The organism is Microbispora sp. CA-102843 (assembly GCF_050936215.1).
Lineage (GTDB): Bacteria > Actinomycetota > Actinomycetes > Streptosporangiales > Streptosporangiaceae > Microbispora.
Map to the genome: position 1 here is coordinate 6,695,629 of NZ_JBNJNF010000001.1, position 24,950 is coordinate 6,720,578.

General features: G+C 72.7%; 25 protein-coding genes. 6 read left to right on the forward strand and 19 right to left on the reverse strand.

Annotated features, from left to right (window positions below; translation table 11 throughout):
- Window positions 1-2: 2 nt before the first annotated feature.
- The 6 genes from ACQEVJ_RS31010 to uraD are packed head-to-tail and all read right to left on the reverse strand — an operon-like array spanning window position 3 to window position 4,459.
- On the reverse strand, window positions 3-1,367 hold the full coding sequence (locus tag ACQEVJ_RS31010) for an 8-oxoguanine deaminase (protein ID WP_433107161.1): 1,365 nt from the start codon (window positions 1,365-1,367) through the stop codon (window positions 3-5).
- A gap of 36 nt (window positions 1,368-1,403) precedes the next feature.
- A complete protein-coding gene (locus ACQEVJ_RS31015) occupies window positions 1,404-1,922 on the reverse strand; it encodes a (2Fe-2S)-binding protein (RefSeq protein WP_433107163.1) in 519 nt (172 codons plus the stop codon).
- Window positions 1,919-2,776: an FAD binding domain-containing protein gene (locus ACQEVJ_RS31020; protein ID WP_433107165.1), complete on the reverse strand. Its 858-nt coding sequence runs from the start codon at window positions 2,774-2,776 to the stop codon at window positions 1,919-1,921. The genes ACQEVJ_RS31015 and ACQEVJ_RS31020 overlap by 4 nt, the downstream gene beginning before the upstream one ends.
- A gap of 3 nt (window positions 2,777-2,779) precedes the next feature.
- The gene (pucL, locus tag ACQEVJ_RS31025) at window positions 2,780-3,640 is read right to left on the reverse strand and encodes a factor-independent urate hydroxylase (RefSeq protein ID WP_433107167.1); all 861 of its coding nucleotides are present in this window, start codon (window positions 3,638-3,640) and stop codon (window positions 2,780-2,782) included.
- 1 nt (window position 3,641) lies between these two features.
- Window positions 3,642-3,989 (reverse strand): hydroxyisourate hydrolase, encoded by a 348-nt coding sequence (gene uraH / locus ACQEVJ_RS31030; RefSeq protein ID WP_433107169.1) that lies wholly within the window; start codon window positions 3,987-3,989, stop codon window positions 3,642-3,644.
- A complete protein-coding gene (gene uraD / locus ACQEVJ_RS31035; protein ID WP_433107171.1) occupies window positions 3,986-4,459 on the reverse strand; it encodes a 2-oxo-4-hydroxy-4-carboxy-5-ureidoimidazoline decarboxylase in 474 nt (157 codons plus the stop codon). The genes uraH and uraD overlap by 4 nt, the downstream gene beginning before the upstream one ends.
- 149 nt (window positions 4,460-4,608) lie before the next feature.
- Between uraD and ACQEVJ_RS31040 the strand changes: the two genes are divergently transcribed.
- Window positions 4,609-5,448: a deoxyribonuclease IV gene (locus ACQEVJ_RS31040; RefSeq protein WP_433107173.1), complete on the forward strand. Its 840-nt coding sequence runs from the start codon at window positions 4,609-4,611 to the stop codon at window positions 5,446-5,448.
- A 409-nt stretch (window positions 5,449-5,857) separates the two neighbouring features.
- On the opposite strand, the gene ACQEVJ_RS31045 is transcribed toward ACQEVJ_RS31040, so the two are convergent.
- Both ACQEVJ_RS31045 and ACQEVJ_RS31050 read right to left on the reverse strand, forming a co-directional pair.
- Window positions 5,858-6,685 (reverse strand): ABC transporter permease, encoded by an 828-nt coding sequence (locus ACQEVJ_RS31045; protein ID WP_433107175.1) that lies wholly within the window; start codon window positions 6,683-6,685, stop codon window positions 5,858-5,860.
- Window positions 6,682-7,626: an ATP-binding cassette domain-containing protein gene (locus ACQEVJ_RS31050; protein ID WP_433107177.1), complete on the reverse strand. Its 945-nt coding sequence runs from the start codon at window positions 7,624-7,626 to the stop codon at window positions 6,682-6,684. The genes ACQEVJ_RS31045 and ACQEVJ_RS31050 overlap by 4 nt, the downstream gene beginning before the upstream one ends.
- Before the next feature lie 77 nt (window positions 7,627-7,703).
- Between ACQEVJ_RS31050 and ACQEVJ_RS31055 the strand changes: the two genes are divergently transcribed.
- Window positions 7,704-8,285 (forward strand): TetR/AcrR family transcriptional regulator, encoded by a 582-nt coding sequence (locus ACQEVJ_RS31055; protein WP_433107179.1) that lies wholly within the window; start codon window positions 7,704-7,706, stop codon window positions 8,283-8,285.
- Window positions 8,286-8,351: 66 nt separating this feature from the next.
- Here the strand turns inward: ACQEVJ_RS31055 and ACQEVJ_RS31060 are convergent, their stop codons facing one another.
- On the reverse strand, window positions 8,352-9,080 hold the full coding sequence (locus tag ACQEVJ_RS31060; protein ID WP_433107181.1) for a LytR/AlgR family response regulator transcription factor: 729 nt from the start codon (window positions 9,078-9,080) through the stop codon (window positions 8,352-8,354).
- Window positions 9,081-9,294: 214 nt separating this feature from the next.
- On the opposite strand from ACQEVJ_RS31060, the gene ACQEVJ_RS31065 reads away from it, so the two are divergent.
- Window positions 9,295-10,662 (forward strand): sensor histidine kinase, encoded by a 1,368-nt coding sequence (locus ACQEVJ_RS31065; protein ID WP_433107183.1) that lies wholly within the window; start codon window positions 9,295-9,297, stop codon window positions 10,660-10,662.
- A gap of 68 nt (window positions 10,663-10,730) precedes the next feature.
- Here ACQEVJ_RS31065 and ACQEVJ_RS31070 read toward each other — a convergent pair whose 3' ends face one another.
- Entirely contained in the window at window positions 10,731-11,873 is a 1,143-nt protein-coding gene (locus ACQEVJ_RS31070; protein ID WP_433107185.1) for a sensor histidine kinase, read from the reverse strand.
- Between the two features lie 27 nt (window positions 11,874-11,900).
- The gene (locus ACQEVJ_RS31075; protein WP_433113066.1) at window positions 11,901-12,521 is read right to left on the reverse strand and encodes a molybdopterin-dependent oxidoreductase; all 621 of its coding nucleotides are present in this window, start codon (window positions 12,519-12,521) and stop codon (window positions 11,901-11,903) included.
- Window positions 12,522-12,836: 315 nt separating this feature from the next.
- Between ACQEVJ_RS31075 and aroF the strand changes: the two genes are divergently transcribed.
- Window positions 12,837-13,877 (forward strand): 3-deoxy-7-phosphoheptulonate synthase, encoded by a 1,041-nt coding sequence (aroF, locus tag ACQEVJ_RS31080; protein ID WP_433107187.1) that lies wholly within the window; start codon window positions 12,837-12,839, stop codon window positions 13,875-13,877.
- Window positions 13,878-13,965: 88 nt separating this feature from the next.
- On the opposite strand, the gene thiI is transcribed toward aroF, so the two are convergent.
- The 4 genes from thiI to ACQEVJ_RS31100 form a co-directional block, all read right to left on the reverse strand.
- Complete coding sequence (thiI, locus tag ACQEVJ_RS31085; protein WP_433107189.1) at window positions 13,966-15,162, reverse strand: tRNA uracil 4-sulfurtransferase ThiI; 1,197 nt, start codon at window positions 15,160-15,162, stop codon at window positions 13,966-13,968.
- 141 nt (window positions 15,163-15,303) lie between these two features.
- On the reverse strand, window positions 15,304-15,954 hold the full coding sequence (locus ACQEVJ_RS31090) for a response regulator (RefSeq protein ID WP_433113069.1): 651 nt from the start codon (window positions 15,952-15,954) through the stop codon (window positions 15,304-15,306).
- Window positions 15,955-16,064: 110 nt separating this feature from the next.
- A complete protein-coding gene (macS, locus tag ACQEVJ_RS31095; protein WP_433107191.1) occupies window positions 16,065-17,324 on the reverse strand; it encodes a MacS family sensor histidine kinase in 1,260 nt (419 codons plus the stop codon).
- A 182-nt stretch (window positions 17,325-17,506) separates the two neighbouring features.
- Window positions 17,507-18,532, reverse strand: a complete 1,026-nt coding sequence (locus ACQEVJ_RS31100; protein WP_433107193.1) for a 6-phosphofructokinase — start codon at window positions 18,530-18,532, stop codon at window positions 17,507-17,509.
- A 263-nt stretch (window positions 18,533-18,795) separates the two neighbouring features.
- Between ACQEVJ_RS31100 and ACQEVJ_RS31105 the strand changes: the two genes are divergently transcribed.
- Window positions 18,796-19,704 carry a bifunctional helix-turn-helix transcriptional regulator/GNAT family N-acetyltransferase gene (locus tag ACQEVJ_RS31105; protein WP_433107195.1) on the forward strand — a complete coding sequence of 303 codons (909 nt, stop codon included), beginning with the start codon at window positions 18,796-18,798 and terminating at the stop codon, window positions 19,702-19,704.
- 147 nt (window positions 19,705-19,851) lie between these two features.
- On the opposite strand, the gene ACQEVJ_RS31110 is transcribed toward ACQEVJ_RS31105, so the two are convergent.
- The 4 genes from ACQEVJ_RS31110 to ACQEVJ_RS31125 form a co-directional block, all read right to left on the reverse strand.
- Window positions 19,852-20,436, reverse strand: coding sequence for a TetR/AcrR family transcriptional regulator (locus ACQEVJ_RS31110; RefSeq protein WP_433107197.1), 585 nt, complete (start codon window positions 20,434-20,436; stop codon window positions 19,852-19,854).
- A gap of 7 nt (window positions 20,437-20,443) precedes the next feature.
- Window positions 20,444-21,031 carry a sugar O-acetyltransferase gene (locus tag ACQEVJ_RS31115; RefSeq protein WP_433107199.1) on the reverse strand — a complete coding sequence of 196 codons (588 nt, stop codon included), beginning with the start codon at window positions 21,029-21,031 and terminating at the stop codon, window positions 20,444-20,446.
- Window positions 21,032-21,157: 126 nt separating this feature from the next.
- Complete coding sequence (locus tag ACQEVJ_RS31120) at window positions 21,158-22,045, reverse strand: MBL fold metallo-hydrolase (RefSeq protein WP_433107201.1); 888 nt, start codon at window positions 22,043-22,045, stop codon at window positions 21,158-21,160.
- A 286-nt stretch (window positions 22,046-22,331) separates the two neighbouring features.
- Window positions 22,332-23,447, reverse strand: a complete 1,116-nt coding sequence (locus tag ACQEVJ_RS31125; RefSeq protein WP_433107203.1) for an alkaline phosphatase PhoX — start codon at window positions 23,445-23,447, stop codon at window positions 22,332-22,334.
- 356 nt (window positions 23,448-23,803) lie between these two features.
- On the opposite strand from ACQEVJ_RS31125, the gene ACQEVJ_RS31130 reads away from it, so the two are divergent.
- Window positions 23,804-24,946, forward strand: a complete 1,143-nt coding sequence (locus ACQEVJ_RS31130) for a MerR family transcriptional regulator (RefSeq protein WP_433107205.1) — start codon at window positions 23,804-23,806, stop codon at window positions 24,944-24,946.
- Window positions 24,947-24,950: the final 4 nt, after the last annotated feature.

Here is a 24,950-nt window from a genome sequence, read left to right on the forward strand (position 1 = left end):
CCTCAGACATGATCCATGGCGGTCAGCCGCCGATGGGCGTCGGCCCCCGCCCGCGCGGCCGCCTCACCCGAGACGGTGCGCAACTCCCCGCCGTCCACCACGGTCCTGCCGCCCACGAGCAGCCGGGCGAGCGGCGGGGTGGCGCCGTACGCGAACGCGACGACGGGGTCGTCGATCGCGGCGTGGAAGCCGCCGAGCCGCCACAGCGCCACGTCGGCGAGCTTGCCGGGCTCCAGTGAGCCGATCTCGGCCTCCCGGCCGAGACAGCGGGCGCCGCCGAGCGTGGCCATCTCCAGGGCCTGGCGGGCGGTCAGCGCGCGCGGGCCGTACCGGGCCCGCTGCATGAGCACGGCCATGCGGATCTCCCCGGCCAGCGGGGTCATCTCGCTGGAGGCCGCGCCGTCGACGCCGAGCCCGACCGGCGCGCCCGCGGCCAGCAGGTCGGCGATCCGGGCGATGCCGGCGCCGAGGCGGCCGTTGGAGGACGGGCAGTGGGCCACGCCCGTGCCGGTCTCGGCGAAGCGCCGCACGTCCTTGTCGGTCAGGTGGACGCAGTGGGCCAGCCACACGTCGGGGCCCAGCCACCCGAGCCGGTCGAGGTATTCGACGGGCAGCACGCCGAACTGCTCCCTGCAGTGCTCGTCCTCGTCGGCCGTCTCCGCCACGTGCGTGTGCAGCCGTACGCCATGGGAGCGGGCGAGGTCGGCCGAGCGGGTCATGAGTTCGCCGCTGACCGAGAACGGCGAGCAGGGGGCGACCGCGACGCGCAGCATCGACCCGAACGACGGATCATGATATTTCCGGATCGCGTCGTCGGTGGCCTGGAGGATCTCGTCGACGTCCTCCACGACCTCGTCAGGCGGCAGGCCGCCGGACGAGGCGCCCCGGTCCATCGAGCCCCGGCAGGGGTGGAAGCGCAGCCCGACCCGCCGCGCGGCCTCGATCTCGGCCTCGAAGAGGTCTCCCCTGCCCTTGGGGAAGATGTAGTGGTGGTCGGCCGAGGTCGTGCAGCCCGACAGGGCCAGCCAGGCCAGCCCCGCCGTCGCGGCGCCCGACACCACCTCGGCGTCCATCCGGGCCCACAGCCGGTAGCTCGCCACCAGCCACTCGAACAGCGTCCCGTCCGGCGTCACCCCCTGGGACGCCCACTGGTAGAGGTGGTGGTGGGTGTTGACCAGGCCGGGGGTGGCCAGGCAGCCGGAGCCGTCGACGCGTTCGGCCCCCTCGGGCACGGCCGGCGCCGGGCCGGGGCCGACCGCCCTGATCAGGCCGTCCTCCACGACGACGTGGCCGGACGGGATCTCCTCCCCGGCCACGGGGACGATGTAGGCGTTCTCGATGACCACCGGACGTGGGGTTTCAGGCAACGGGACTCCCGGGGCGGACGGTGGCGGGATCGTTCGTCATGAGCGGAAACCGTGCGCCGCTGCGGAGCGGCGGGCGGCGGCCAGGCGGACCGCGTCGAGGATCTTCTCGTATCCGGTGCAGCGGCACAGGTTGCCGGCCAGGGCCTCCCGGATGTCGGCGTCCGGCGGCACCCCGTCGGCGTCCGCGAGCAGCGCGTGGGCCTGCACGACGAGACCGGGCGTGCAGAAGCCGCACTGCACGGCCCCCGCGTCCACGAACGCACGCTGCACCTCGTTCAACCCGCTGTCCAGCCCGCCGTCGAGTTCACCGCCTGAGGTCGCCAGGCCCTCGACCGTCACCACCTCGCGCCCCTCCGCCTGACCCGCGGCGACCAGGCACGCGCAGACCGGCGCGCCGTCGAGATAGACGGTGCAGGAGCCGCATTCGCCCTGCTCGCAGGCGTTCTTGGCACCCGGCAGGCCGAGCCGCTCGCGCAGGACGTACAGCAGGCTCTCACCCTCCCACACGTCGTCGGCCGTCATCGGGCGGCCGTTCACCGTGAGGTTCACCCTCATGAGTTCCCCCTGAAGTCGTCCCATGCCCAGCCGAGCGCGCGGCGCGCCATCACGGCCAGCGCGTGGGTGCGGTAGGCGGCGCGGCCCCGCACGTCGTCGATCGGCGCGGCGGAGGCGGCCACGAGTTCACCGAAACGGCGCGCCACACCGGGATCGAGCGGGCCACGGCCGTCCCAGTCCAGTGCCCCGGACGCGAAGTCCTCGGCCTCCGGGGCGTGGCGCGGGGTCGGCGCGGCCGAGCCGATGCCGGCGCCCACCCGCCGCCCGGACGGGTGCAGCGCGACCGCGAACGAGCACACCGCGATCACCATGGCGTTCCTGGTGCCGATCTTGGAGAAGTACTGCGGGCCGGTGGCGGCCGCGACGCGCACGGCGCGGATCAGCTCGTCGGGGGCGAGCGCGTTGCGCTTCACACCGGTGTAGAACTCCCCGATCGGGATCAGCCGGGTGCCGCGCACCGACTCGGCCTCCACGACAGCGCCGCAGGCCAGCAGCGGCGGGTGGCTGTCGCCCGCGGGCGAGGCCGCGCCGAGGTTGCCCGCGACCGTCCCCCGGTTGCGGATCTGCGGCGACCCGACCGTGCGGGACGCCTGGGCCAGGCCGGGCAGATCGGTTCCGAGCTCGGCGATCAGCCGGGAATAGGTCACGCCCGCGCCCAAATGGATCTCGCCGCCCTCCCGCGACCACTCCCGCAGCTCGCGGATCGGCGTGAGGTCGAGCAGGGCGGCCGGGCGGCCCTTGTCGAGGTTGATCTCCACCATGACGTCGGTGCCGCCCTGGATCGGCGTGGCCTCGGGCCGCTCGGCCTTGAGCTCCAGGGCCTCCGCCCACGTCGCGGGTCGCAGGAAGTCCATCGGCTACTCCCAGGCCGGGCCGGCGGCGGGCGCGTCCTCGCGCAGCACCGTGCCCTCGATCAGCCCGTACGGCCGGTCGGCGGCGAAGTAGACCTCGCCGTCGTTGTCCAGCCCGAAGGGCGCGAGGTCCACCAGGAAGTGGTGCTTGTTCGGCAGCGACAGCCGCACCTCGCAGACCCCGGGGCACTCGGCGAGCACGCGCGTGCCCATGGCGTACAGCGTCTGCTGCAGGGACAGGCTGTAGGTGTCGGCGAAGGCCGCGAGCAGGGCGCCCCGCGCGTTCTCGTAGGTCTTGTCCCAGTCCTGGGAGGCGTCCGCGTGCCGCCAGGACGCGTCCACGGCGGTGGCCAGGACGCGGTCGCGGGTCTCCGGCAGCGTCGTGTACTCGTCCTTCGCGAAGCCCCAGAACTCGGAGTTGGTCGTGTTGAGCACGACGAGGTCGCGCAGCCCGGAGACCACCCACGACCGCGTCCCGTCGTAGTGGGCCACGCAGGTGCGGACCTCCCGGTCCGAGCGGACGAACGAGTGCCCGAACGCGCCGTTGCGCTCCCAGGCGTGCTCCTCGACGGCGACCCTCGCGTGGTTGATCGCGGGCCGGGAGTCCGCGAAATGACGCGCCAGCAGCAGCGCGAAGTCCTCGATCGCCCCGACACCGTGCTTCTTGGCGAACGCGAAGACCGTGTTCTTCTGCGTGTCGGTGGGCAGGACCGCGGAGTTGTCCCCGCTCAGGTGCACCTCGGTCATGTCGCCCGACAGCGACGTGCTGACCGTGAGGTCCTTGATCCGGTGGGCGTCGCCGTGCCGGGTCACCCGCACGACCCTCGTCTCGGCCTTGCCGTACCTGTTGGGCCCCAGAACGGCCACGTCAGCTCCCCCGGTAGGTCGAGTAGGCGAACGGGCTCAGCAGCAGCGGCACGTGGTGGTGCTCGCCGGGCTCCCGGACGGCGAACACGACGCTCACCTCGGGGAAGAACGCCTCGTCCCCCAGGTAGGCGCCGGTGTCGAACACGAGCCGGTAGGTCCCCGGGCGCGGATCCGCGACCGGGTCCCACTCCCGGCCCAGCGGGGTCCACTCCCGGATGCGGCCGTCGCCGTCGGTCCGGCCCTCCGCCACCGGCACGAACCCGTGCGCGGCGCGCCGCGACAGCCGTACGAACAGGTCCTTGGCCGGCCGCCCGGCGGCGGTGTCGAGCACATGCGTCGAAAGGCTCACCGGCCCTCCCAGAGCTTGGCCAGCCGCAACGCGACGATCTTCGACAGCTCGTCCCCGACGACCTTGCGCTCGGTCTCCTCGTCGTTGCCGAGCCGGTCGCGCAGCAGCGCCAGCAGTTCGCCGGCCTCCCGGCCCGTCGCGCAGACCAGGTAGACGTGACCGAACCGGCTCTCGTAGGCGGCGTTGCCCTCGCGCAGCGCGCCGAGCACGTCGCGCCCGGCGTCCGCGGTCCCGGACTGCTCGGACCGCGACCACGCGGCCTCGCGTCCCGCGCCGCCGGGCCGCTCACCGATCCGCGGGTGCGCCGCCAGCGCCTCCAGCACGTCGTCCCAGGTCAGCGCCGCTAGAGCCGACTCGCTCGCGCGGCGGAGCCCGTCGAGATCCCGGAACGGCCCGCGCGCGGCGACCGCCTCCACCCACTTGGCGGAGGCGCAGCAGGACCGCAGGTCCTCCCGGCTCAGTTCGCGCATGCCCGTCAGTCAACCGCCGGGCCGAAGGCGGGTCCAGCGGCGCGAAGTCCGAACCGGACGCCCTGCTCGGGGGGCCGCTTTGTACGTTGTGACAAAGGGGGCGGCACCAGCCTGCGCCAATATCCTGTGCCAATACTCTGGGGGGCATCATGACTCCTTCCAATCTCATCGGCGGACACGCCTTCGTCGCCGGCGGCCTGGCCAAGGGCGGGCTGAAGTACGCGGCCGACATCGGCGCGGAGATGATCCAGGTCTTCGTCACCAACCCGCGGGGCTGGGCGCTCAGCGAGGGGAACCCCTCCGAGGACGCCAAGCTGCGCGAGTCGGGCGTGCCGGTCTTCCTGCACGCCGCCTATCTCGTGAACTGCGGGTCGCCCACGCCGGAGACCCTGGAGAACTCGATCGCGGTGATCCGCCACACCCTGCGCAGGGGCGCCGAGACCGGCGCGCTCGGCGTGGTCGTCCACACCGGCTCGGCCGTGAGCCAGTCGCGCGAGGCCGCGATGCGCCAGATCCACGAGCGGCTGCTGCCGGTGCTGGACGAGTTGCCCGCCGACGGCCCCGACCTGCTGCTCGAACCGATGGCGGGCCAGGGCCAGATGCTGTGCGCGACCGTCCAGGACCTCGGGCCCTATCTGGAGGCCCTCGACCACCACCCCAAGGTCGGCGTGTGCCTCGACACCTGCCACGCCTTCGCGGCGGGGCACGACCTGGCCGCGCCCGGCGGGGTGAAGGAGATGCTGGACGCGCTGAACGACGTGGCCCCCGGCCGGCTCAAGCTGATCCACGCCAACGACTCGAAGGACCCCTGCGGCTCCAAGCGGGACCGGCACGAGAACATCGGGGCCGGGCACATCGGCGCCCAGGCGTTCGGCGAGCTGATGCGCCACCCCACGGCCGCCGGGGTGCCCGTCTGCATCGAGACCCCGGGCAAGGTGGAAAAGCACCGCGAGGACATCGAACTGCTCAAGAAGCTGCGCAGCGGCTGACCGGCGGCTGAGCGGCGCGTTTCCCGGCCCGCCGGTCACCGTGCCGGCGCCGGACGTTCGCCGGGGGCCGGGGCGCTCGCGGCGATCCGGCGCCCCCGTATGGCCGGATCGCCGCGCACCCCCCCCCGATACGCGCTGGCGGGGCCCTTCCCCCCCGAGTAGGGCCCCGCTTGGTAACCACTCGGTGACAACCTGCTCACTTTGTGATTACCCCGCGTGTCTTGCGACGTGCGAAAGACTACGAGGTGTAATCGGGCGGCGGAATGGCCGTTCGGACGAGCGGTCTCTAGTTAGCGCCATGCGGCCCGCGCCCGCACGACGAGCGGGCCCCGGGAGACGACGAGCGGTAGATCGGGGCGCGCGAAGACGCCCCCGGCCCAGCCCCGCGCCCCCGACGAGTGTGCACAGCTCAGCCGCCGAGGCGGCGGTAGCGGCGGGCGGACAGGGGCAGGAAGACGAGCGTGATCAGCAGCGGCCAGCCGATCGCCAGCACGAGGGCGTGCTCGGCGGCCCAGGATCCGCCCTGCCAGCCGGGGTTGCCGAACAGCATCCGGCACGCGGCGACCGTCGCCGACAGCGGGTTCCACTCCGCGATCACCCCGAGCCAGCCCGGCAGGAACGCCGGAGACACGAAGGTGTTGGCCAGCATCGTGAGAGGCAGCAGCGGCAGCCAGGCCGCGCTCGCCGCCTCCGGGGTGAGCATCAGCCCGAGATAGATCCCCGCCCAGATGAGTGCGAAGCGCAGCAGGAGGAGCAGGCCCACGGCGGCCAGGGCGTCGCCGATCCCCCGGTGCCAGCTCCATCCGGCGACCAGGCCGCACGCGAGCAGGATCAGCAGTTCGAGCACCGAGTTGACGATGTCGGCGAAGGCGCGGCCGAGCACCACCCCGGGCCGCGAGATCGGCATCGAGCGGTAGCGGTCGGTCACCCCGCGGGCGGTCTGCAGGCTGACCACCGTCATCGTGGTCATCACCCCCATCGCCATCGTCTGGGAGAACATGCCCGGCATCAGGAACTCGCGGTAGTCGCCGCCGCCCGCGACGTTCATCGCGCTGCCGAGGACGTAGCCGAACAGCAGGACCATGACGATCGGATACAGCGTCAGGTTGAGAACCGCGGCCGGGTTGCGGACCCAGTGCTTGAGGTTGGTGCGGGCGATGACCGACGCGTCCGACAGCGTCCAGCGCAGCCGCTCGCCCCAGCGGGGCGGCGCGTCCGGGGCGGTGAGGGCGCTCACGCGGCCGCTCCCGCCGTCAGGCTCAGGAACACCTCGTCCAGCGTCGGACGGCGCAGGGAGACGTCCTCGGCCTCGATGCCGCGCCGTTCCAGCTCGCGTACGACCGTGGTGAGCGCCCCGACGCGGTCGCGTACGGGGGCGGTCAGGCGGCGGGCGTCCGGGTCGGCCACGGGCTCGGCCTGCGCGACGCCCGCGAGGACGGCGGCGGCGTCGCCGAGGCGGGCGGGATCGCGCACGACGAGGTCGAGATGGTCGCCGCCGATCAGCGACTTCAGGCGCTCGGGGGTGTCGTCCGCGATCACCCTGCCCCCGTCGATCACCGCGATCTGCCGGGCGAGCTGGTCGGCCTCGAACAGGTACTGCGTCGTCATGAGCACGGTGCTGCCGGCGTCGGCGAGCCCGCGCACGGTGCGCCAGACCTCCGTGCGGCTGCGGGGGTCGAGCCCGGTGGTCGGCTCGTCGAGGAAGAGCACGCGCGGCGCCTGGATGAACGCGGCGGCCAGGTCGAGACGCCGCCGCATGCCACCGGAGTAGTGCTTGACCCGCCGGTCGGCCGCACCGGACAGCCCGAACCGCTCCAGGAGCTCGCCGGCGCGGCGACTCGCCGCCGCCGCGCCGAGATGATGGAGCCGCCCCCACATCTCGAGGTTCTCCCGCCCGGTGAGGATCTCGTCCACGGCGGCCTCCTGCCCGGCCAGGCCGATGCGGCGGCGCACCTCGGCCGGCTGCCGCGCGACGTCGAACCCGGCCACGAGCGCACGGCCGGAGTCCGGCCGCGCCAGCGTGGTCAGCACGCGGACGGCGGTGGTCTTGCCCGCGCCGTTCGGGCCGAGAACCGCGCACACGCTCCCGTCGGCGACCCTCAGTTCGAACCCGTCGAGGGCTCTGGTGTCGCCGTAGCGCTTGCCCAGCCCCTCGGCGACGATGGAATAGGAATTCATGAGCCCATAATGGGACTTCGATGTCTCATTATCAACCTTGGTAGTCTCTTAATGGAGCCGCTGCTAGCCTTCCGGGGGTGACCGACACCAGGGAATCGGGCACGCGCAGCCGCACGCGCCGTGCCATCCTCGCCGCGGCGGCCTCGGTCCTCGCCCGCGATCGCGGCGCGACGCTCGCGGACATCGCCGAAGCCGCCCAGATCGGCCGCAGCACGCTGCACCGCTACTTCTCCGACCGGCAGGACCTCGTGAACGCGGCCGTCGTCGACTCCTTCCACGTGGTGGAGAGGTCGACGGCCGAGGCGGCCATCGACCAGGGCCCGCCGCTCGAGGCGATGCGCAGGCTGATCGCCGCCCTGGTGGACGCCGGGGACCGCCTGGCGTTCCTGTTCGGCGACCCCCGGGTGCTGGAGGAGTTCACGGCCTGCTTCGAGCCGGACCTGTCGGTGCCGACCACCGTCGGCCTCATCGAGCGCGGCCAGGCCGAGGGCGTGTTCGACCAGGGTGTCAGCGCCGAGTGGATCCAGCAGGTGCTGTGGGCCCTCACCTACACCGGCTGGGAGGCGGCCGAGAAGGGGCTGCTCCCCCGGCACGGCGTCGCCGCCGCCGTGACCCGCGCCTTCGAGAGCGGCATGGTCGCGTCCCCCGCCCGCCCCTGAGGCGGGCCGGGGTCACCCCGCCACGACCACGACGGCGCGGGACCCGCGGGTGATCGCGCGGGAGGCTCAGGGACGGAACTGGCGGACGAGCTGCTCGCGCACCTGCCGGGTGTGCCGCCTGCTCACCGGCAGCGTCTCGCCGCCCACCTGCAGGACCACCCGCCCGGCGTCGAAGCGCAGCTCGCTCACGTGCCGGGCGTTGACGAGGGTGCTGCGGTGGGCCCGGACGAACCCCGCGCCCGCCCAGCGGCGTTCCAGCGCCGCGAGGGACATCCGTACGAGGTAGACGGCGCCGGCCGTGTGCAGGCGGACGTAGTCGCCGTGCGCTTCGGCGTAGCACACGTCCTGCCGGGCCACGAACTTCGTGCGGCCCCCGAGCTCGACCGGGATCGTCTCCAGGTCCTCCTCGGCGCCGGGAGGCGCGACGGCGGCCGAGAGCCGGCGTACGGCCTCCGCCAGGCGTTCCGGGCGTACGGGCTTGAGCAGGTAGTCGACGGCCTCCAGCTCGAACGCCTGGACGGCGCAGTCGTGGGCGCTGACGAAGACCAGGCGGGGAGGCGTGGGGAAACCGCCGATGAGCCGGGCCAGGTCGAGGCCGTCGAGGCCCGGCATGCGCACGTCGAGGAAGACGCCGTCGAGGCGCTCCCCGTTGGCGATCATCTGGACCATGTCGTGCAGGGCGGCCCCGCCGTCGGTCGCCGTGCTCACGTACTCCACCCGGGCGTCCTGGCGGAGCAGGAAGGCGAGCTCGGACAGGGCGGGGACCTCGTCGTCCACCGCGAGGACACGCAGCATGGCGTCCACCGTGCCGCGTGTCCCGCCCTCAGCGCAAGGGGTGACCGAGCGGTAGGTGACGTTCCCGATACCCTCCGCCACCATCACGGCGCGCGCCGGGGCAAGCTGCAGGCCAAGACTAGGTAGAGCTATTCGGCTTTCGCCGCTAAAAGGCATTTTGTCCACCAGGGCTGCTTACCGTTGACAGGGAGACCAGGCCGAACGAGGAACTTCGATGAGCATCAGGCCGGGCGTGTTCCTTCCCCTCTCCCATTCCATCCAGGCGCGTGTGACGCTGACCGTGGCGGTAGTGTCCGTGCTCGTCGCCGCGGTGATCACGGTCGGCCTGTGCCTGCTGATCCGGCACCGTACCGAGAGCGAGATCTTCAGGGAGACGCGCCGCGTCGCCACCGAGTGGATCGGCCTGATGGAACGCGGGCAGGTGTCGCCCCCGATGGCGACGGCGCGGGTCCCGCTCGTCCAGCTCGTCGACTCACAGGGCCGGGTGACGGTGGCCGGGCCCATGGCCGGCGACCGGCCACTGAGCACGGTCAGGCCGAGCGAGGAGGACCGTTTCCGGGACGTGACCGAGTGCCCCGAGAGCGAGCGGTGCGTCATGCTCACCGCCGGCCGGGTCCCGTCGTTGCAGGCCTGGGAGCTCTTGAAGGGCGAGCCCCATTTCGTCTACGTCGGCACGGACGAGCCGCCCGTCCTGCGCGGGCACCGGCTCGAGTTCCTCGTCGGCTCCGGCGGGGCGCTGCTGGCGGCCCTGTGGACGTGGACGACCTGGCGGGCGACGGGCCGCGTCCTGCGGCCCATCAACGCGATCGGGCAGCGGCTGTCGGAGATCACCGCCAACGACCTGTCCCTGCGGGTGCCGCAGCCGTCCGGCCCGGATGAGATAGCGCGGCTGGCCCGCGCCGCGAACCAGACGCTCGGCCGGCTGGAGTCGGCGGTCACGCGGCAGCGGGAGTTCGCCGCCATCGTGTCCCACGAGCTCAAGTCCCCGCTCACCGGCCTGCGCACCGGGCTGGAGGAGGCGCTGCTCTACCCGGAGATCGACGCACGGCAGGCGATCGCCAGGTCGCTGCCGGCCGCCGACCGCATGCAGCAGATCATCGACGAGCTGCTCGCCTTCGCCCGGCTCCGCAACACGCCGTGCTCGTCCCAGCCGGTCGACCTCGGGGCGCTCGTACGCGCCGAGGCGGCGGCGCGCACCACGGGCGTGCCGGTGCGCGCCAGGATCGAGCCGGACGTGCGGGTCCTCGGCAACCGCGTGCAGTTGGCCAGCATCGTGACGAACCTGCTGCTGAACGCGCAGCGCCACGCCACCGGCCTGGTGGACGTGAGCGCCGAGCGCATCGGCGCCCAGGCGCTGGTGGTCGTGCTGGACGACGGCGACGGCGTCGCCGACGAGGACAGGGAGCGCATCTTCGAACCCTTCACCCGTCTGGAGGCGGGACGGCGCCTCGATCCCGACGGCAGCGGCCTCGGCCTGGCCCTGTGCCGGGCGATCGCGGTGGCGCACGACGGCAGCCTGTGCGTCGAGGACTCCCCGCGCGGCGCCCGGTTCGTCCTCCGGCTTCCGCTTCTGACCGGCTGAGCGCCGACCGGCCATCGGGGGACCCGGGCCTCCACGCCGTCGAGCACGCACCCCAGGCCCGGCGGGGTTCAGGAGCGGGCGGGGACGGCGCGGGGACGGGCCTTGGGGATGCGCAGCCGGATGCGGGTCCCCTTGCCGGGCGCCGTCTCGACCATGAGCCCGTAGTCCTGGCCGTAGAGGTGGCGCATGCGCAGATCCACGTTGCTCAGCCCGATCCCCTTGCTCTCCTCGGCGAGCGCGGCCCGCAGATGCTCGGGGTCCATGCCGACGCCGTCGTCCTCGACCCAGATGTGCGCCTCCGCCCCCGCGTCCCTGATCACGACCCGGACCTCCCCCGGCATGCCGTGCTTGATGGCGTTCTCCACCAGGGGTTGCAGGCACAGGAACGGCACGTCGACCCGCAGCACCTCGGGGGCGACCTGGACGGTGAAGCGCAGCCGGTCGCCGAACCTCGCCTGCTCCAGCAGCAGGTAGCGGTCCACGCAGCTCAGCTCGTCGGCGAGCGAGGTGAAGTCGGCCGCCCGGCGCAGCGCGTACCGGATGAAGTCGGCGAAGTCGAGCAGCAGCTCGCGGGCGCGCTCGGGATCGGTCCGGACGAACGAGGCGATCGTGGTCAGCGAGTTGTACACGAAGTGGGGCGAGATCTGCGCCCGCAGGGCCCGCGCCTCCGCCTCCAGGGTCCGCCTGCGGGAGGCGTCGAGCTCGGCGAGTTCGAGCTGGCCGGACATCCAGCGGCCCACCTCGGCCGCCGTGCGCACCATGGCGGCGCCGATCTTCGCGTCGTACGCCACGAGCGCGCCGACCGTCCTGCCCTCCACGGTCAGGGGAACGACCACCCCGTGCCGGTCGCCGCTCGGGGCGGGGGCGAGGCGCGGTCTGCCACCCGCCATGGTCGCGCGCACCTGCGCGAGGACCACCTCGTCCGCCGGCATACCCGTGCCGTCCCTGGCCAGGACGCCGTCGCTCGTGGCGACCACCAGGCCGGCGGTGCCGAGCAACGTCCGCAGGTGCCGTACGGCGCGGCCGGCGGAGCCGCGGGTGAGCCCGGCGCGCAGCGAGCCCGCGGCGAGCCCGGCGACGCGCAGGGCGAGGAACGTCGCCTCCCCCGGCAGTTCGCCGGGGGCCGGCCCGCGACAGGCGAGGGCGCGGCCCAGCGCGCCGCCGCAGACCCCGCAGAGCGCGCACAGCGTGACCCAGACGGCTGAAGACACGCCGGACACCGTAGCCGCTCGGCGGCCTCACGGCGGGCCGTCGCCCGGGTCCTCCTGGTATGAGTAGCGCTGCTCCTTCCAGGGATCGGCCACGTTGTGGTAGCCGCGATCCTCCCAGAAGCCGCGCCGGTCCTCGGTCAGGTATTCGACCGCGCGCACCCATTTCACGCTCTTCCAGGCGTACAGGTGCGGCACCACGATCCGTACGGGATAGCCGCGCTCGGGGGACAGCGGATTCTCGTCGAGATGCGTGGCGAACAGCGTGGTCGGGCGGTCGAAGTCGGACATGCGCACGTTGGCGCTGTAGCCGTACTCGGCCCAGACCATGACGTGGCGCACGCCCGGCGCCGGGGGGACGCGGTCGAGCAGCGCCGACGTGGGAACGCCGCTCCACTCGTTGCCCATGAGGGAGAACTTGGTGACGCAGTGGAAGTCCGCCACGGTCGTGGCCCTGGGCAGCGAGGAGAACTCCTCCCACGAGAACTCGTGGACCCGGCCCGAGTCCGTGGCGCCGAACACCTGGAAACGCCACGTCTCAGGGCGGAACGCCGGGACCCTCCCGTAGTGGACGACGGGCCGTCCGCGTGGGACATATTGCCCCGGCGGCAGGCGCGTCTCCTCCTCAGGATTCTCCGGCACGCACGCCATCCTGCCACCCGCCCGGAGGACGACCGGCACCGGACCCCGGGGTGCGGGGGCGGCACGATCAAGGAACCGTGCGCTATATTGCGTCACATGCGCACCGCTTGGTCGTTTTGGTATGGCGACGGACCCGTGAGGACCGATCGCCTCCATGCGCTGCGCTGACAGCCACGGCGAACGAAGGCCCCGGGTCCAACGGACCCGGGGCCTTCGTCGTTTTCCGGACCCGCACCGTTCACAAGCACCCGTTCACAAGCACCGTTCACAAGCACCGTTCACAAGCACCGTTCACAAGCACCGTTCACAGCAACAGGAGTGACCATGGTCATCGTCATGACCCCCGACGCCACGCAGGACGACCTCGAGGCGATCGCCGACCTCGTCGCCGCGGCCGGAGGGGAGGCGTTCGCGAGCCGCGGCGTGAACCGCACGATCGTCGGCCTCATCGGCGACGTCGAGCAGTTCGCCACGCTCAACCTGCGCGCCATGCCGGGCGTCGCCGACGTCGTGCGGGTCTCCACGCCGTACAAGCTCGTGAGCAGAGAGAACCATCCCCGACGCTCCACGGTGACCGTGCGGGGCGTGCCGATCGGCCCGGACACCGTCACCCTGATCGCCGGCCCGTGCGCGGTCGAGACGCCGGAGCAGACGCTGGAGGCCGCGCTGATGGCCAAGGCGGCGGGCGCGACGCTGCTGCGCGGCGGCGCCTACAAGCCGCGCACCTCGCCGTACGCCTTCCAGGGGCTGGGCGAGGAGGGCCTGCGCATCCTGGCCGACGTGCGCGAGCAGACCGGGCTGCCGATCGTCACCGAGGTCGTGGACGCCCACGACGTGGCGCTCGTGGCGTCGTACGCCGACATGCTGCAGGTCGGCACCCGCAACGCGCAGAACTTCGCGCTACTGCAGGCCGTGGGCGCGGCGGGCAAGCCGGTCATGCTGAAGCGGGGCATGACGGCGACCATCGAGGAGTGGCTGATGGCGGCCGAGTACGTCGCCCAGCGCGGCAACCTCGACATCGTGCTGTGCGAACGCGGCATCCGGACCTACGAGCCCGCCACCCGCAACACGCTCGACATCTCGGCGGTCCCGGTCGTCCAGCGGCTGTCGCACCTGCCGGTGATCGTCGACCCGTCGCACTCCGGCGGCCGGCGCGACCTCGTGCTGCCGCTGTCGCGGGCCGCGGTCGCGATCGGGGCCGACGGCCTGATCGTCGACGTGCACCCCCACCCCGAGCAGGCCCTGTGCGACGGCCCGCAGGCCCTGGTCGACGGCGACCTGGACGACCTCGCGGCGGTCATGCGCGACTTCCCCCCGCTGGTGGGCCGTACCGCGGCGACGGCTGCGTCCCCGATCCCGGCCTGAACCCGTCCCCGTCTGATCCCGTCCCGCCGGGGTCCGGGGCCGCGTGACGCGGCCCAGGACCCCGGCCGGGCCGAAGACGGACGCCGGCTCAGACGTCGAGCTTGTACGGCTGGATCGAGTCGGCCAGCTGGGCGGCGAGGTCCTCGGCGTCCAGGCGCCGCTCGATCTGCTTGAGGTCCTCGATCTTCGCGCGGGTCTCGGCCTGCCGGGGGGCGAGCAGCGTGCAGCAGTCCTCGTCGGGCAGCTCGGAGATCTCCAGCGTTCCGATCCGGCGGGCCTCGGCCATGATCTCGGTCTTGTCCAGGCCGATCAGCGGGCGCAGGATCGGCAGGTCCACGGCGTGGTCCTGGGCCGTGATGTTGGTCAGGGTCTGCGAGGAGACCTGGCCGAGGCTGTCGCCGGTGACCAGGGCCTCGGCGTGGATGCGGTGGGCGACCTCCTCGGCCGTCTTGAGCATCAGCCGCCGCTGCGCGATCACCGCGAGCCGGTCCTGGCCGGAGTTCCTGATCGACTGCTGCGCCTTGCCGAACGGCACCACCCACAGCCGCGACTTGCCCTGGAACTTGTCCAGGTTGCGCACCAGCGCGTACGCCTTGTAGATCGACTCGGAGGTGGTGAACGGGATGCCGGAGAAGTGCAGGAAGTCCACCCGCAGGCCGCGCCGCATCATGCGGTAGGCGGCGACCGGGGAGTCGATTCCGCCGGACAGCAGCGCCAGCGCCCGGCCGCTGGAGCCGACCGGCAGGCCGCCCTGGCCCGGCCGGCCCCCGGTGAACAGGAACGCCTCGTCCTTGTCCACCTCGATGTGCACGGTCAGTTCCGGCTTGCTCAGGTCGACCGGCAGCCCGTAGGTGTCGTTGATCGCCCCGCCGACCACGCGGTCCAGCTCGTTGGAACGCAGCGGGAAGCGCTTGTCGCGACGCCGCGACCGTACGGCGAAGCGCGCCTTGCGGGCCACCTCGTCGCTGTCCCTGATCAGCTCGATCGCGGCCTTGGTGATCGTGTCCGGGTCCTTCGCCACCCGCCAGGCCAGGTGGACCAGCACGATCCCGGGCACGTCCGCCACGCGGGCCGCCACGATCTCGGCCTCCTCCACGTCGGTCCCCGAAGGCAGGAACAGGGCGATCACCCCGTGCCGCTGGCGGATGTCGACCCGGTGATCCTTGAGAGCGTGCTTGATGTTCGCTCGCAGGCGCATCTCGAAGATCTCGCGGTTCCGGCCCTTCAGAACCACCTCGCCTAACTTGAGCAGCACCGAGGGCTCTCCGAGGGCGGTAATGGTCATCTGTGGAAACCTCCGGACGGACATGGACGGCCGTCACGCCGGGGAGGGCACGGCCGGGGGAACATACGCCAAGGACAACGCCTCACGGCGATGCGGGCTTCCCCACTGTAATGCCGCCGCCGCGACTACGCCGATCGCCGGCTAGTCGAGTCCGGCCAGGCCATTCTCTATCGCGTAGCGGACCAGCTCGACCCGGTTGTGGAGCTGGAGCTTGCTCAGCGTGTTCTGCACGTGGTTCTGCACGGTGCGATGCGACAGCACGAGGCGTTCGGCGATCTGCCGGTACGTCAGGCCCTTGGCGACCATGCGCAGCACCTCGGTCTCCCGGTCGGTCAGCCGGGGGCCGTCGCGCTCCGCGTCCCGGCCCGGGCCGGTCCCCCGGTGGGCCAGCCTGCGGTACTCCCCCAGCACCAGCCCGGCCAGGCCGGGGGTGAAGACGGCGTCGCCGTCGGCCGTGCGGCGGACCGCGTCCAGGAACTCCTCCCGGCTCGCCGATTTCACGAGATATCCGGAGGCGCCCGCCTTGACCGCCTCCAGCACGTCCGCCTCCTCGGCGCTGGCCGACAGGACGAGCACGCGCGGCGGGGCCGCCGACGCGCCGAGACCCCGGGCCACCTCCACGCCCGGCAGGTCCGGCAGCCGCAGGTCGAGCACCACCACGTCCGGCCGCACCGCCGCCGCGACGCGCAGCGCCTGGCGGCCCTCCCCCGTGGCGGCCACGACGTCGTACCCGGCCTCGGCCAGGTCCCGGGCGACCGCCTCCCGCCACATCGGGTGGTCGTCCACGACCATGACCCGCACCCGCGGGCGTTCCCCGCCGTCGGCCGCCTCCGCGTCATCTGCCCCGGTCACGCCCGCCTCCTATCTGACCCGCCTCTTCATGACCAGCCCTTGCGGCTCGCTCACGACCGCCTCTTGTCTCCTTCATCCGTCCACGCCGGGACCGGGACCGACAGCTCGATCTCCGTTCCCGTCCGCGACGAGGTGATGGCCACCGTGCCGCCGAGGTCGGCCACGCGGCCCCGGATCGAGCGGGCCACGCCCATGCGCCCCTCGTCGACCGCCTGCTCCAGCCGGCCCTCGGGGATGCCCGGCCCGTCGTCGCGTACGGTGACGACGACCGCGCCGCCGTCCTCCTCCGCGAGTATCCACGCGCGGGTGCCCTCGGGGCAGTGCCGTACGACGTTGTCGAGGGCCGCGCCGACGGCCGCCGCCACCTCCCGCGCGCTCTCGGGCGGCAGCGGCAGCGGTGTCGCGGGCGCGGACACGGTCACCCGGGACGTGCCGTACGGCCGCAGCAGGTCACGCAGGTCGACCTCGGGCTCCGCCGGGCCGATCGTCCCCGCGAGGTCCGTTCCACGCGAGGTCCCTTCGCCGGCGAGGGGACGGCGAGGCCGCGCCGGCGACCGGAACCGGCCGCGAAGACCGGGCGGCGAGGCGGGGTCCGGCGCCTCCGCGACGGGCGGGGCCTGCACCAGCGCCCGCAGCGCCGCCTCCTGCTCCCCCGCGAGCCTGCCCAGCTCGGCCGCCTCGCCGCCGATCTCCGCGCCCCTGCGCTGCACCAGGGCCAGCACCTGGAGCACCGAGTCGTGGATGCCCCGGGCCAGCCGTTCCCGCTCGCGGCCCGCGGCCTCGATCCGCGCGGCGCGCCGCATGCGCTCCTCGGCCTCCCGCGCGAGGCGGGCGACGTGCCCGACGACGACGCCGGCCATGAACATGAGCACGGCGCCGTTCACCGGAATCGAGGCGAGATCGACCCCGTTGTCGCTGCGCAGCCACAGGTCGGCCGCCGACATGACCGCGGCGGCGACCGCACCGGCCCGGCGTCCCCGCGCCACGCCGTACGCCAGGACGGGCCCGGCCACCCAGGTCGCCGTGATCGGGATCGCCCCGGCCAGCATGTCGCCGCGGCTCTGCGCGTACGGCGTGGCCAGCAGGCAGCCCGCCGTGACGACGAGATCGGCGGCCAGCAGCGGCCCGCGCCGCGCGGCGGGACGCGGGACGAGCATGACGACCGTCCAGACGGCCATCACGCCGACGACGGCCCAGGCCACGGCGGGACGGGCGTAGCCGCCGGCCCTGAGCACGAGCAGCGCCGCGTACGCGAGCGACGCCACGCGGAAGACCGCGATCGCCCGCCAGAACGGTCCTTCGATGCCCATCGCGCGGCGCCCTCTCCTGATCGAGCAAGAGGGCCCGGCCCTCCGCTCACATACTCGGGCAATCACCGCGCCCCCGCGGTTCCCACGGCGCCGTTCGGGGCCTCGCATGCGTACGGCTCCCGCGGGGCGACGCGGGAGCCGTACCGGATCGTGCGCGGGCCGTGGTGACGGCCCGCGACCGATCAGCCGAAGAAGACCTCGGCCTCCTCGTACCGGGAGGCCGGCACGGTCTTGAGCTCGGCGGTCGCCTCGGCGAGGCCGACGCGGACGATGTCGGTGCCGCGCAGCGCGACCATCTTGCCGTAGTCGCCCTCGTGCACCGCGTCGATCGCGCCGAGGCCGAAGCGGGTCGCCAGCACCCGGTCGTAGGCGGTCGGCGTGCCGCCGCGCTGGATGTGGCCGAGGACCGTGGTGCGGGCCTCCTTGCCGGTGCGCTTCTCGATCTCCTTGGCGAGCATCTCGCCGATGCCGCCGAGACGCACGTGGCCGAACGCGTCCAGCTCGCCGGCCTGCAGCGTCATCTGGCCCTCGAGCGGGTGGGCGCCCTCGGCGACGACGATGATCGGCGCGTAGCGGGTCTTGAACCGCGACTCGACGTAGGCGCAGACCTTCTCGATGTCGAACGGCTTCTCCGGGATGAGGATGACGTTGGCGCCGGCGGCCATGCCCGCGTGCAGCGCGATCCAGCCCGCGTGACGGCCCATGACCTCGCAGATCAGCGCGCGGTGGTGCGACTCCGCGGTGGTGTGCAGCCGGTCGATGGCCTCCATCGCGATGTTGACCGCGGTGTCGAAGCCGAAGGTGTAGTCGGTGGCGTTGAGGTCGTTGTCGATCGTCTTGGGCACGCCGACGACCTTCACGTCGCGGTCGAACAGCTGCTTGGCCACGCCCAGCGTGTCCTCACCGCCGATGGCGATGAGCGCGTCGACGCCCTGCGCGGCGAGGTTCTCCTTGATCCGCTCGACGCCGCCCTCGATCTTGATCGGGTTCGTGCGGGAGGAGCCGAGGATCGTGCCACCGCGCGGCAGGATGCCCCGGACGGCCTGGATGTCGAGCGGCATGGTGTCGCCCTCCAGAGGGCCACGCCAGCCGTCCCGGAACCCGACGAACTCGTGCCCGTACACGCCGACGCCCTTGCGGACGACGCCGCGGATCACCGCGTTCAGCCCGGGGCAGTCGCCGCCTCCGGTCAGGACTCCAATACGCATGACGGGTTTTTCCTCCATCTGGGATTACGCGTGGAATGGCGCGGCCGGCCCGACGCAGACCCCGGCGCTCCACCGCACCGCATTCTGCCTGAGCCTATCTCAATGGTCTAGACCAAAAGGAGAGGCTACGCCACCCGGCCGACCAGACCAACTCAGTCTCGCACGACGAGACCGCCGGCGTCGTGAGAGACGTCTTCCCAACGGCTCGCCGCAGCCCTATGTTTGACTGCGTCAAGCATTTCCTTGAGCTAGGCAAGGGAAAAATGGACATCGTTCCGGAAGTCCGCGCGTTCAACCGCTTCTACACGTCCGTCATCGGCGTGCTCGGGGCGGGAATGCACGACACCCCCTACTCCCTGACCGAAGCGCGGGTGCTGTTCGAACTCGGCACCCGGGAGGCGGCCGACGCCGCCGACATCAGGACCATGCTCGGTCTCGACCCCGGCTACCTGAGCCGGATCCTCGCCAGGTTCGAGGGCGACGGGCTCGTGTCCCGGCAGCGGTCGGCCGAGGACGCCCGCCGCCAGGTCGTACGGCTCACCCCCAAGGGCCGCGACACCTTCGCCGTGCTCGACCGGCGCTCGGCCGTCGAGATCGAGACACTGCTCGCGAAGCTGACAGAGCCCGAACGCCGGCGGCTCGTCTCCGCCATGGGCACCGTGCGGAGCGTGCTGGAGCCCGCCGAGCGGCGCGAGCCGTACGTGATCAGGCCGCCGCGTGCGGGCGACCTCGGCTGGGTGGTGCACCGGCACGGGGTCCTCTACAGCGAGGAGTACGGCTGGGGCGCCGCGTTCGAGGCCCTGGTCGCGCGAATCGTCGCCGAGTACGTCGAGGACCACGACCCCCGCCGGGAGGCGGCATGGATCGCCGAGGTGCGCGGCGAGCCGGTGGGGTGCCTCTTCTGTGTGCGCAAGGACGACACGACGGCCCAGCTCCGCCTGCTGCTGGTCGAGCCGTCCGCGCGCGGCATGGGCATCGGCGGGCGGCTGGTCGAGGAGTGCCTGCGCTTCGCCGCGGCCGCAGGCTACCGGCGGATCATGCTCTGGACCCGCGACGTGCTCGGGAGCGCCCGCAGGATCTACCAGGCCGCGGGGTTCGAACTGGTGGAGCAGTCCCCGGGCGAGGAGTCGGGCATCCCCGTCAACGACCAGGTATGGGCCAGGGACCTGTGACCTTCCGGGTCCGTCCGGGCGGTCCCTACCATGATCTCCATGCTGGGATCGGTGCGGCGGGGCGCGCGTCGGTCGCGGCGGCGGGTGAGAACGCCACCGCCGCCGTACCGCACGACCCCTGCTCCTGACGGCTTCATCCATGCCGGTTCATGGCGAGCCGGGCACGATGCGTTCGATCGCGGTGGTCACGACCGTGGCGTCGTGAGGTTCGGTGTCGAGGGCACGGTGGATGGTCAGGCCTTCGATGAGGGCGTCGAGCAGGCGGGCCGTGGTCGGGTCGAAGTGCCGTTCCAGGGCGCGCCGGCTGCGGGTCATCCAGGCGTTGGTGAGGTCGCGGTAGCCGGGGTCGCGGGCGGCCAGCGTGTACAGCTCGTGGGTGAGGACGAGTTCGCGCTGGTTCCCGAAGACGTCGCGGGTGATGATGTCGGCGACGGCCTGCTTGGCGGCTCGCGGGTCCTCGGCGGCGGCCATCCGCCGCTCGAAGCGGTCGCTCACGGTGTGGGCGAAGCGGGTGAACGCCTCCTGCAGGAGTTCGTCCATGCCGGCGAAGTGGTACGTCATGGAGCCGAGCGGCACGTCCGCCGCCGCGGCCACCCGGCGGTGGGAGGTGCCGGCGACCCCGGCTTCGGCGATGACGTCGAGGCAGGCGTCGATGATCCGGTCGCGGCGTCCCGGGTCTGTGCGGCGGGCAGGCGAGCCGGCGGGCCGGGGATCGTTCGGGGTGCCGGTCATGGCGGGCTCAGATCGCTCGGACGACGCGGGCGGGATTGCCCACCGCGACCGTGTTCGCGGGGATGTCGCGGGTGACCACCGCGCCGGCGCCGATGACGCTGTTGTCCCCGATGTCGACACCCGGGCAGACGATCACTCCGCCGCCGAGCCAGACGTTGTCGCCGATGGTGATCGGTCTGGCCGCCTCCAGCTTGTCGCGGCGGGGCTGGGGTTCGACCGGATGGGTCGGGGTCAGGAGCTGGACGCCTGGGCCGATCTGGCAGTCCTGCCCGATGGTGATCGTCGCGACGTCCAGGGCGGTGAGGTTGTAGTTGATGAACGTGCGGGCGCCGATGTGGATGTTCTCGCCGTAGTCCACGAACAGCGGCGGTTTGACATAGGCGTCCGGGCCGAGGCTGCCCAGCACCTGGGCCAGAGTCTGCCGCGCGAGGTCGTGGTCGCCCGCGATGGTCTGGAGCCGGTAGGCCTCCAGGAGCGCCACCGCCCGCTGCGCGATCTTGGCGCTGTCGGGGTCGTCGGCGATGTAGAGATCACCGGCGAGCATCCGCTCGCGGTTGGTGCGCGGGTCCCCGGCGAAGTAGTCCCCGATAGCCATGCGTACGATCGTACACTCCGCTGTGCGCCATCGCGCCCGGCCCGATCCTCGGGGTGGGTGAGCGGGTAGGTGACGACGACATCGGCCAGGACGGCACGGGTTCTCCTCGCCGCGGAGCCGGGTGGGTCACCAGCGCACCGCGGCGAAGTCGATCGGCCGAGGCGAGAGCCGCCGGCTGCGGCCGGCCAGGTCGCGCATCCGGCGGGCGAACTCGTCGGCAGGCAGTTGCTTGCGGTCGCCGTGGCCGGGCAGCAGCCATTCGAAGCGCACCCGCCGTGCCGTGCGGGCCAGCGATGCGGCCAGTTCGGTGATGGAGTACCAGGTGACCGACTCGGCGACGGCGATGTCGCCGTCGGTCCGGGACCAGTAGAAACTGTCACCGCTGAAGCAGTAGGTCTCGTCGGCGAGATACAGCACGCTGCCCTCGGTGTGTCCGGGCAGCGGATGCGCTGTCACACCGCCGGCGATCTCGATCGGCTCGGTGCCCCGGATAACGCCGTCGGCGTCCGGCGCGGCGACCAGATCTCCTTCGTGGATCCACAGGCGGGCGCCGAACCGGTCGGCGTATTCGCGGCCGTGCGCGGCATGGTCGCGATGGGTGAGCAGCACGTCGGTGATCGGGCCGAGGGCGGCGTATTTCGCGGCCAGGGCGGAACTCCAGCGCGGCGTGTCGATCATCATCAGGTTTCCGGCCGGCCGGCGCAGCAGATAGGAATTCGCGCCGGCGGTGTGCCGCGAGTTGTGCCCGCACAGGTGCACGTGCTCGGAAAGGCGAAGGGGGAAGGGATCGAACGCCGGGTCCGGCCCGCGCTCGCCGCGCCGGATCGATCGGGTGTGACACGCGAACGCCGCGGCGTACAACGCCCTTTCCTCCGCGTCGGTGCGCGGCTGGCGGACGACCGAGGAGCGGCCGTCAACCTCGGCGACCAGGTCCGGTGCGAGCTGCCGGGCGGCGTCGCAGTTGGTGCAGCGGCGATCGACGCGCCAAGCGGCGTCGGCCGAGTGCTCGTTCATGACGTGATCCCTCCGCGCAGGCCGGGCGACAATTGGCGACCAATTGAATATCACGCGTCACACGGGAGAACAAACAAAGAAATGACGTTGACTTCGCCGCGAATCGCTGCTCTCGGATATCTCTTTTGTGTGCGATTTGACAATTCTGGAAATGGTGCTCTCCTCGGCCACCGCGAAAGAACCGCCTGACGGCCGGCCGAACATGCCGGAGGGGTGCGTGGCTGGGCAAGGGCCGTCCGGCGCGGAGGCGTCGTTCGCGACTCGCGGAGCCGCGCGCGGCGCCGGCTCAGGCGCGTACGAGATCGGGGAACGGCCCGCGGACCTCGACGGTCACGGCGGCCGGGGCGGGCCGGGCATCCTGCGGTGGACGGCAGGAGAAGTAGAGCCTGTCGCCGGCCGGCGACAGAGAGGGGCCCGCGACGGCCCAGCCGCCCGTGACGCGCAGGAACGGCACCGCACGGTCCCCCGCGACGAGAGTGATCTCGCCGTCCTCCCCGCCGCCTGACCGGCCGGCCGTGTCGTGCAGCACCGTCAGGCACTCGCGGGCGGCGTCGTACGCCCACACCCGGCCGTCGCCCTCGGTGACGAATCGCACCAGGCCGTCGGAATAGTGACAGTCACCGCCGCCCGCGAACCTCCTGGCCCCTTTCACCTGCTCGCGCAGCGGCACGTGTTCACCCAGGGACACATGGGCCGTGGCCGGGATCGGCACCCGTTCCCAGGTCACGGACTCCTCGCCGAGCGTGCCGACCATCACTTCGAGCACGCCCGTCGTGAGGTCGCCCCAGTCGTCCGGGCGGAACCGGTACAGGCAGCCGTCAGGCTCACCTTCGGTGAGGTAGACGACGCCCCGGTCGGGATCGCAGGCCACGCCGCCGTGGGCGAACAGGCCCATCGCGAGCCGGGGCATGGGGGCGCGCAGGCCGTACGGGTCGCATTCGAAGACCCGGCCGTACGGCGTCCGCTCCCCCGACAGCCAGGTGTGCCACGGTGTCGCGGCGCCGGCCCCGCTGCGGTCGGCGCCGGACAGGATGCGATATCCGCTGCGCAGGCTCCCGTCCGGGGCGAAGCGCAGCGCCGTCACGCCTCCGAGAAGCGGCAGCGCGCAGTTGGACACGTATATCCAGCCGTCCCCGTCGGGGAAGCATCCGCCGCCGTCCGGGGCCGCGTGCCAGGCGACTCCTCCGGCCCGCTCTCCCGACCGCGCCACGATCCGGCCGGTGAAGCCGGGCGGCAGGCCCCGCAGCACGTCCGGCGGGAACGGGCCGTCCGGATCACCCTGCGCGTACGGCTCGCCCCAGGCGTGCGGCTCGCGGCCGTCGCCGGGCCGTGCGAACGCCGTGCGCCACAACGCTCCCGGCAGCGCCGAGAGCGCCGCCGATCGTACGGAAGTACCCTGCACCGCTGACCGCCTCCTTGACCCGCCCCTGGTCATGCCGGTCTGCCCCCGACGGGCCGATCGTTCGTTCCCGCGCGACCGTCGAGCCCCGACCGGGCCGGGTCGCCCCGCGCCCCCCGCCCGCCCGGCGGCGCCCGACCGGTCTTTCCGTCCGGCGTCTTCCTGTCCGGCGTCTTCCTGTCCGGCGTCTTCTTGTCCCCCGGCGGCACGTCGCACACGTCGCGTGGCCCAGTCGACCCGTCTCGTGTGAACGGCGGGAGAAGCGGCACGCCTCGCCGAGACGAACTCTTCGAAAACCATGGCGCCGCATGACGGAGACGACGTTGACAGTGTCATTGTGACAGTGTCATTGTGGAGGCATGAGCGATACCTGGACGATCGGCGAGCTGGCGGAGCGGGCGGCGGGCCTGCTCGGCCAGGAGCCGCGCGACGACGGCCAGGAGCCTCGCGACAACGGTCAGGAGCAGCGCGTCAACGGCCCAGAGCAACGCGTCAACGGCCCAGAGCAACGCGTCAACGGCCCGGAGCAGCGCGCCAACGGCAGGGTCCGCGAGGTGCCGAACGAACGTCTCATCCGCTGGTACACCACGATCGGGCTGCTCGACCCTCCGCTGGGCCGGCGCGGCCGGGTGGCCTTCTACGGCCGCCGTCACCTGCTCCAGCTCGTGGCCGTGAAGCGCCGTCAGGCCGACGGCCTGTCCATCGCCGCCATCCAGGCGGAGCTGGCGGGCGCGACCGACGCCATGCTCCAGCGCGCCGCCGGGCTCACCGAGCCGCCGCCCGGACCTGCGCCCCGGCCGCTCGCCCCGCCTGCCCCGCGCAGCCCAGCGGCCCCGGCCGCGGCGAACGCCGCGAACCACCTCTTGGGCGCACCGGAGACCGCGACACCGCCGGCGCCCGACTGGTGCGGAACGAGGCCGGAGACGGGCACCGCACCCGCCATACCGGACGTCGCGCGGCCGGCTGCGCGCGACCGCTTCTGGGCTCGCCCGGCCTCATCCGCCGCCACGGCGGCCTCCGGCCACTTCGCGACCGATCTTCCCGACGCCGTCACCGCGCCTTCCCCCGTGGCGTCCGGCCCGGCCGGCTCCCCTCCTGATTCCGTCGCATCCCCCGGGGCTCTCCTGCCGGTCGCGGCGCCACCGCTGGAAGGGCCGCCGCCCGCCGGGCAGGGCGACGCCCCGCACGCGGACGCCACGCCTGCCGCCGGCACGCAGGGGGACACAGCACACAGGGAAACAACGCACGGGGGCATCGCGCACGTGAACGCCACGCTCCCGGATGTCATGCACGGTGTGCGCCTGGCACCCGGGGTGACGGTCCTGCTCGATCCGGCCCACCGGGTCCCGGAAGGTCACGAGGTGGCCGCGCTGCGCCGGGCCGCGGCACCGCTCCTCGCGGCCCTCGCCACGCTCGGCCTGGCCGGGCCGTTCGGCGGCGCCCATGACACCCACGACACCTCGGCACTCGATCCACACGCTTCCGCCACGCTGGAGGGATGACGTC